Source organism: Corallococcus sp. AB030, from assembly GCF_003668965.1.
GTDB lineage: Bacteria > Myxococcota > Myxococcia > Myxococcales > Myxococcaceae > Corallococcus > Corallococcus exiguus.
Genome location: NZ_RAWQ01000309.1, coordinates 1 through 8,107, shown reverse-complemented (window position 1 = coordinate 8,107; position 8,107 = coordinate 1). Strand labels below are relative to the sequence as shown.

At 70.2% G+C, this 8,107-nt stretch carries 6 protein-coding genes; 3 read left to right on the top strand and 3 right to left on the bottom strand.

Annotation, left to right across the window (positions count from 1 at the left end; all coding sequences use genetic code 11):
* Together D7Y15_RS40780 and D7Y15_RS40775 are read right to left on the bottom strand one after the other, a co-directional pair.
* Positions 1-1,199 (bottom strand): sigma-54 dependent transcriptional regulator (locus tag D7Y15_RS40780; protein ID WP_148713004.1); only part of this gene is annotated, 1,199 nt, incomplete at its 3' end.
* Positions 1,200-1,206: 7 nt separating this feature from the next.
* The gene (locus D7Y15_RS40775) at positions 1,207-2,193 is read right to left on the bottom strand and encodes a sensor histidine kinase KdpD (protein ID WP_120581292.1); all 987 of its coding nucleotides are present in this window, start codon (positions 2,191-2,193) and stop codon (positions 1,207-1,209) included.
* Between the two features lie 76 nt (positions 2,194-2,269).
* Between D7Y15_RS40775 and D7Y15_RS40770 the strand changes: the two genes are divergently transcribed.
* The 3 genes from D7Y15_RS40770 (at position 2,270) to D7Y15_RS40760 (ending at position 6,575) form a co-directional block, all read left to right on the top strand.
* Positions 2,270-5,119, top strand: a complete 2,850-nt coding sequence (locus D7Y15_RS40770) for a fused MFS/spermidine synthase (RefSeq protein WP_233605282.1) — start codon at positions 2,270-2,272, stop codon at positions 5,117-5,119.
* A gap of 174 nt (positions 5,120-5,293) precedes the next feature.
* Entirely contained in the window at positions 5,294-5,557 is a 264-nt protein-coding gene (locus D7Y15_RS40765; protein WP_121755951.1) for a hypothetical protein, read from the top strand.
* Between the two features lie 64 nt (positions 5,558-5,621).
* Positions 5,622-6,575: a cupin domain-containing protein gene (locus tag D7Y15_RS40760; RefSeq protein ID WP_233605281.1), complete on the top strand. Its 954-nt coding sequence runs from the start codon at positions 5,622-5,624 to the stop codon at positions 6,573-6,575.
* Here the strand turns inward: D7Y15_RS40760 and D7Y15_RS40755 are convergent.
* On the bottom strand, positions 6,542-8,107 hold a 1,566-nt coding region (locus D7Y15_RS40755; protein ID WP_233605280.1), incomplete at its 5' end, for a hypothetical protein. The genes D7Y15_RS40760 and D7Y15_RS40755 overlap by 34 nt on opposite strands.

Here is an 8,107-nt window from a genome sequence, read left to right as displayed (position 1 = left end):
GGGCCTGAGGGGGTCGCCTCCAGGGCGGGCAGGTCGTCACCCCGGAGCACGTCACCCGGCGCGAGCACCACGGCGCGGGTGAGGACGTTCTCCAGTTCGCGCACGTTGCCGCGCCAGGGCAGGCGCGTGAGGCGCTCCATCACCTCGTGGGGCACGCGGGTGACGCGCTTGTGCACCTTCTCGTTGATGCGCTCCAGCAGGTGCTTCACGAGCGGGGGGATGTCCTCGCGCCGCTCACGCAAAGGCGGGATGACGAGGGTGATCACCTTGAGGCGCTGGTAGAGGTCCTCGCGGAAGCGGCCCTGGTCCACCTCGTCCGCGAGGTGGCGGTGGGTGGCGGCGATGACGCGGGCGCGCAGCTTCACGCGCTTGACGCCGCCCACGCGCTCGAACTCGCGCTCCTGGAGCACGCGCAACAGCTTCGCCTGGAGCATCAGCGACATGTCGCCAATCTCGTCCAGGAAGACGGTGCCGTCCTCGGCCAGCTCGAACTTGCCGGGCTTGCCGGCGACCGCACCGGTGAAGGCGCCCTTCTCGTGGCCGAACAGCTCGCTCTCCAGCAGCGTGTCCACGATGGCGGAGCAGTTGATGCCGATGAAGGGCCGTGGCTCGTCGTAGGAGTAGTTGTGGATGACGCGGGCGATGAGCTCCTTGCCCGTGCCGCTCTCGCCGTTGATGAGCACCGTCGCGGTGCTGCTCGCGACCTTGCCAATCTCCTTCACCAGCTGCTGCATGGAGGGGCTGGTGCCCACGATGTCGCCCAGGCGGACGACGGCGTTCTCGCGGTGGACCTCATCCGCGCGGCGCGACAGCTGGCGGTACTCCAGCGCGCGCTCCACCACCAGGTCCAGGGCGGCCGGATCCGGGAAGGGCTTGTGGATGTAGTCGAACGCACCGGCCTTCATGGCCCGGATGGTCGTCTCCATGTCGTGGTAGGCGGTGACGAGGATGATGCGCGCGTCGCCGCACAGGCCCTTCATCTCCTCGATGATCTCCAGGCCCGTGCGGTCCGGGAGCATCATGTCCAGGATGACCACGCTGGGCATGTTCTCCTGGGCGGCCTTGAGGCCCGCGGCCGCGCTGGTGGCCGTCACCACCTGGTAGCGCGGCTGCCCGTCGTCCTGCTCGATCTCCTCGAAGTGCATCGTGAGGGTTTCGAGCAGCGACACGTCATCGTCGACGATGAGGAGGGTCTCCATGGGGTCCTCAGGCGGCGAACGTCAGCGTGAACACCATCCCCGGTTCCGCGCTCCCCTGGGCCGCCACGTCGCCCCCCACACCCGTCATCACCCGCCGCAGGGCGGCCAGGGACAGCCCCGCGCCCCGCGCCAGCCGCGAGCCGAAGGGGTCGAACAGCGTGCCCCGCTCATCCGGAGGCAGGGCCGCGGCGGGATCATCCAGGATGAGGCTGACGTGGCCGGGGTCGTCCTGGCGCAGCGTCACCTGGACGCGGCCCTCTTCGGGCAGGCCCATGGCCACGTTGAGCAGGACTTGAGCGAGCACGGGCCTCAACCGGTTGGGATCCACCCTCACGCGGGGCAGGTCCGCCTCTTCCTTCACATCCACCTCGATGCGGCGCTCGGCCAGTTCCGGGGCCACCATGGCGGTCGCCTCCTGGACGACCGAGCGCAGGGCGTGGGCGTCCAGGTTCGCGGCGCTCTCGCGGCCGTATTCGGAGAGCAGCCAGAGCATGCGCTCCATGGTGCGGATTTCGCGGTTGGCGATGGTGAGCCGCCGCTTGTCCCGGTCCGACAGGCCGGTGTTCCGGGCCAGCGTCTGCACCGCCATCTTCACGGAGGAGAGCGGGTTGCGGATCTCATGGCTGAGGGACGAGGACAGCTTGGAGATCTGCACCGGCGGGGCGCCCTCCAGCACGGTGCCCAGGTCGAGCACGCCCGCGGCGGCCTCCTCGCCGTCCATGCCCAGCACGAGCCGCAGGTGGTTGGCGGGCGGGTTGCCGGTGGGGCCTCCCGCGGAGAGGGTGACGAACTCCACCGCGCGGCGGTCCTCGCGCGCTCGCGCATCCAGTTCGCGGGCGCGCTCCTGGGGAACTCCGAGCGCGGTGTGCAGGGACATGCCCACGAGCGCCTTGGCGTCGCGGCGCAGCACCTGGGCGCAGTCACCTTCGGCGCGTGTCACCCGGAGGTTGGGGGACCAGGCGAGCTGCGCGGCTTGCAGGAGATGGGCGTTCATTGGTGGACCTGAAACATACCGGGTAACGTCGAGCGCTGTCCTTATGACCAGCACCGCACGTCCTCCGAAGAACCTTGTGGCGGCCCTTCTGTTCCTGTCCGGGGCCACGGCGCTCGTCTACGAGCTGGTCTGGTCCAAATACCTGGGGAACGTGCTGGGCAACAGCGGCCAGGCGCACGCCGTCGTGCTGGCCACGTTCATGGGGGGGCTGGCGCTGGGGGCGTTTGTCTTCGGGCGGACAGCGGACCGGGTGAAGAACCCCCTGGCGCTCTATGGCGTGCTGGAACTGGGCGTGGGCCTGTACGCGCTGGCGTTCCCATACGTCCTGGGGGCGCTGGAGCACCTGTGGCTGACCCTGGCGCCCCACGTGCCGGAGGGCCTGCGGGTGGCGCCGCGCCTGCTCGTGTCCTCGCTGTCCCTGGTGGTGCCCACGCTGCTCATGGGCGGCACGCTGCCGGCATTGGTGCGCCACTTCGCGGCGAGCCTCGCCGGGGTGCGCAAGGAGCTGGCGCGGCTGTATGCCATCAACAGCCTGGGCGCGGCGGTGGGCGTCTACGTGGCGGGCACGCGGCTGGTGCCGCTGGTGGGCCTGTCCGCATCGGCGAAGCTGGCCGCGGGCATCAACGTGCTGCTCGCACTGGCGGCGCTGGCGCTGGCACGCCAGCACCCACCGGCGGTGACAGTGGGGGCGGCGGCGGCAGCGGAGGACGTGGCCTATCCCCGGCGGGCGGTGCGGGCCGCGCTCGTGGGCGTGATGCTGTCGGGCTTCACGTCGATGCTGTACCAGGTGACGTGGATCCGCCTGCTGTCCATCGTGCTGGGCGCGTCCACGTATGCCTTCACGCTCATCCTGACGGCGTTCATCCTGGGCATCGGTCTGGGCAGCTTCTGGCTGATGACGCGCAAGGAGGGCGGGGACTCGCTGAAGCTGTATGGCTGGACGCAAGTGGGGCTGGTGTTGAGCCTTTGCGTGGCGTTGCCGCTGTACGTGCGGCTGCCGCACCTGTTCCGCTGGTCGGAGTGGATGCTCACGCGCGCGGTGGAGACGTGGCCCGTCTTCCAGGGCATCACCTTCGCGTTCTGCTGCCTGGTGTTGCTGGTGCCCACGTTCATCATGGGCATCGCGTTTCCGGCGGCGGCCCGCGTGGCCACGGCGAAGGTGTCCGAGGTGGGGCGCCAGTTGGGTGGCGTGTACCTGTGGAACACGGCGGGCACGCTCTCCGGCTCCGTGCTGGGCGGGCTGGTGCTGATGCCCTTCTGGGGCATGCAGGGCAACTTCATCGCGGGGGCGGTGGCGAACCTCCTCTCCGCGGCGCTGGCCTTCCGCGCCCTGTCCGAGCCGAAGGCAGGGGAGGGCGCAAGCGTGGTGCCCGCGTGGCGGACGCTGGCGCCGGTGGGCGTGACGGCGGTGCTGGCGGCGGTGGTGCTGGGCGGCATGCACGGCTGGCCGCAGCGGCTGTCCAACATCGCGGCGATCCGCGCGCACCAGAAGCCGCCGGACAGCTACGCGAAGTTGGTGGAGAGCACGGAGAAGGCCATCGTCCCGCGCTTCTACGCGGACGACACCTTCGCCACGGTGATGGTGGGGGACCTGCCGAGCGACAACCTGCGCTTCATGAAGATCAACGGGAAGACGGACGCGTCGAACGGGAGCGACATCGAGACGCAGGTGGTGGCGGGCCACCTGGGCGCGCTGCTGCACCCGCGCGACCCGAAGAACGTGCTCGTCATCGGCTCGGGCGCGGCCATCACCACGGGCAGTGTGCTGGCGCATCCGGTAGAGCGCCTGGACATGGTGGAAATCTCCCCGGCGGTCATCGATGCGGCGCGCCTGTTCAAGGCGGACAACCGCAACGCGGTGGATGATCCGCGCACGCACGTGCACATCGACGACGCGAAGACGTTCATGGCGCTGGCGCCCATCCGGTACGACCTGATCATCAGCGTGCCGTCCAACCCCTGGGTGTCGGGCGTGTCCGGCCTCTTCACGCGCGACTTCTTCCAGCTGGTGGACAAGCACCTGACGGACGACGGCGTGATGGTGCAGTGGATCCACACCTACGAGAGCAACCGCGAGCTGGTGAGGCTGGTGATCCGCACGCTGCAGGACACCTTCCCGCACGCCACGACGTGGCTGGGCCCGGAGGACCTGGTGATGGTGGCCAGCCGCAAGCCGCTGTCGTTCAACGCGGCGGAGGTGGCCGCGCGCATGGCCCGGCCGGACGTGAAGGCGGACCTGGCGCGGGTGGAGATCAACGACCTGTTCGGCCTGCTGTCCAAGCAGGTGCACACCGAGGCCGGACAGAAGGCCTTCGCGGGTGAGGGCCCCATCAACACGGACGACCAGAACCTCTTGGAGTACGCGTCGCCGGTGGCGTTCTTCCTGGCGAACCTGGACGTGCGCGTGAATGACGAGCGCCGGTCGCCGGAGACAGGGCCCGGACTGCTCCTGCACCAGTACCTGCGCGACTACCCGCCCACCGCCGAACAGGCCGCGGGGCTGTACCGCAACGTGCAGCGCTACCACGCGGACAAGGATCCAACGGTCCGGGGCGTGGCGGCGCTGTGGCGTTCGCTGGCGCCGGAGGATCCCGCGGCGGCGCTCGCGCTGGGCCGGGCGGTGCTGGCGCAGGGGGACCTGACCCTGGCGGCGTCCCTGCTGGAGCCGGAGGTGGCGCGGGGCGGCCGTTCCCCGGAGCTGGTGACGGAGTACCTGAAGCTGGTGACGGCCCGGGCCTGGGCCGCGCGCACGGTGTGGACGCCGATGAACGCGGACGGGGCGCTGGCGGTGGGCCGCGAGGTGGCGGCGCTCCACCCCCAGGATGCGAAGCTGCAGAAGGCGTTCAAGGCCTACTGCGAGGCCCTTCCTCCGGACGCCTGCGGGAAGACCGCCCGTATGCCCACGGCGGCGCCCGGAGCGCCCTGAAACAGGGGGAATGAAACCTTGAGTGGTGCCAGACCCGCGATATTCCTTGATCCGGCCCCCCCATCCTCCCGTTGACGGATGGAGGTGCTTGCTCGCCCGTTGTACTGTCCGTATCGACCCTGACTTCCCGCAGGGTGTGTCTTTCCACCGCTGCAACGACCCCCGGAGTTTCCCATGAACGCGATCGCGAAGGCCCCGAAGAAGCAGTTCCGCAAGAACCGTGGTCAGGGCATGACCGAGTACATCATCATCGTTGCCCTGATCGCGATCGCCGCCATCGGCGTGATCACGCTGTTCGGTGACAACATCCGCAAGCTGTTCGGCGCCTCCGCGGCGGCCCTGGCCGGTAACGACGACGTGGCCAACGACGGCCAGGTGTCCAACGACCAGCTGAACAAGAAGACCATGAAGTCCTTCGGTCAGAACAACACCTACTGAGCCGCTTCCGGGCTTCGTCCGGGAGGAGCTGGCGCTCGCGAGGGTGTCGGTGGCGTCCCGGTGAATGGCAGGTCCCTCCAACTGGAAGGGCCTGCCATTCGTGTTTCAAGGGGCTGAACCTGTCATCGTGCGGGCCATGACCGTGTCGTCACCAGAGGTTGTCGCCGGACTGCGCCGTCGGCTCTGGGTCTACCGGATGCTGGTGATGGGGTTGTGTGTCGCGTTGCTGGGGCTCCTGTTGGGGCTCCGGCGCGCGCTGACCCCGCTGCCGCCGCCTGATGTGGAAGTGGTGGACGTCCGCGAGCGGATGGCGGCCCTGGAGAAGGCGCGGCCGGGCGCTTCGGATATCTCGGAGACGTACTTCGCGTCCGACACCGCCAGCGTGCACCAGCACGTGATGGGGCGGGGCCAGACGTGCCCCCTGCACATCCACCGTGCGCCCTACGAGGCCACCATCATCGTCGCGGGCGAGGCGCACGTGTGGCAGGTCTGGGGCGAGGAGGGGCGGCGGATGGAGCGGCGCGGGGTGCACGGGCCGGGTTGGCTCGTGGCCTCGCCACCCTTCACGGGGCACGAGTGGCGCAACCCCGATGAGGACCGGGCGCTGGGCAACCTGGTGTTCACCGTGCCGGGCTTCGACGGGAACCTCTACGTCCCGGCGGAGGACGCGCGGCTGTTGCGTGGCACGGCGCCCTTCGCCCAGGAGCCTCGCGAGGCCCTCGCCGGGCTGCGGAAGCGGGGCGTGACGCTGGAGGAGACGCCGTTGCCGGTGCTCCAGGGGCGCATGTCGCGCGTGCTGCTGGAGGGTGGGGAGTGGGCGGTGAAGGCGACGCCCGACGCGCCGGTGGTGGCCTACGTGGCGGCGGGACGGGGCATCGCGGAGGTGGCGGAGGCCCGGCCGCTACTCGAGGGCCAGCTCTGGGTGCTGCGCCGGGATGCCCGGGTGCGCTCGGAGGAGGGCTCACCCGTGGCGCTGTATGTGTTTCACCCGCCGCCGGAAGCGGTCGCGGGGCGCTGAGGCGTTCCGGGGACCGTGGGCGTGCGCTCCCGGGCCCAGAGGACCCAGCCGTTCGCCTTCGCCAGCTCGCGCCAGCCGCCCCGCGTCCGGAGGTGATCCAGCAGGAGGTTGCCCGGGTTCTCCGTGTCCCAGACGACGTAGTCCGGATCATAGGCCTCCAGTGCCTGCTCCCAGCCGGGCTCGGACCACACGAGCCGCGCATAGGCCTGGTGGATGGCGGCGGGGAACGGATCATTCCGGCTGTCGATGTAGACCTTGTACGGGGCACCCGCGAAGTAGGAGATGGGGCCGCCCATGATGAAGCGGTTGAGCACGCGGCCCGGAGGCTGTTGGCTCAGCGTCTGGAGCACGGGCAGGGGGATGATGGGGTGCGTGCCCTTCTCCACGGGGCGGGGCGCGCTTGCGTTCAGCGCGAACAGACCGGCCAGCAGGACGGTGGGCCATAGCGCCAGGGACGTTCCGGTGCTCCAGGTGGCCAGGGGGCGCTCCAGCCACGACAGGAATCGGGGGAGGGCGGGCGCGTCCACGTCGCCCGTGCGCGCGTGCTCCACCAGCGTGAGGGCGAGGAGCACGGACGCGAACGGCGCGTGGCGCTGGACCTTCAGCGCGGCGATGCCCAGCACGAGCGTGGGCAGGAGGGCAGCGGCGCGCCGCACTCGGGCCCGGCCGATGACGAAGAGGCACGCGCCGAAGAGGAGGAGGTAGACCCAGCTCCAGCCTGCATCCAGGTCCAGCGGGCGCCACTCGTTGATGTGCTGGGTGGAGGAGAGCAGCGAGTGCTGGAGCGGATACAGGTAGATGCGGGGTCCGTCCGGCGACAGGCCCGCGACGAGGAACATCGCGAGCGCCGCAGCGAGCGCGGCCCCGCAGCGCCGGAGCGACGCGGGCGTGCGGTCATCCAGGGCCGTGCCCATCGCGGTGGACGCAAGCAGCGCAGGGCCCAGGAGCCAGCTGCCGTGCAGGTTGGCCCAGACGAGTCCCAGGAGCGGGAAGGCCCAGAGCACCCGCGTATTTCCCCGGCGCCAGGCCTGGACGCCCAGGGCGGCGAGGACGAAGAGCAGGTGTCCCAGATGGAAGGGACGTTCCTGGAGCCAGGTGGAGGCCTGGACGCCCGACACCAATCCCAGACAGGCGAGGACGAGGAGATGGGAGGGTTGGGCGTCCGCGCGCCGCAGGGCGACCCAGAGCAGGAGCACGTTGGCAGCGACAAGTGAGGCGACGAGGAGCGAGGGACCGGCGGCGCCCAGGGCCTTGATGAGCAGGACGCAGAGCACGCCGAAGCCCCACTCGTGGGGGACCCAGCCCGCGGTGCCCGTCACGCTGAACGGGTCCACGGGGTTGAAGCCGTGCTCCAGCACGTAGCGGCCCCCCGCCAGGTGGAAGAACAGGTCGTAGTTGCGAAGGGGAAGGAACCCCAGCCAGAGGATGAGCCCCAGCGTGAACAGGGCCACTGGGGCGGGCAGGAGGGCGCGGAGCCGCATGGTGTTCGGGTGGGGCCTACTGAGCGCCGGGGGCGGGCAGGGGCGGCCTCG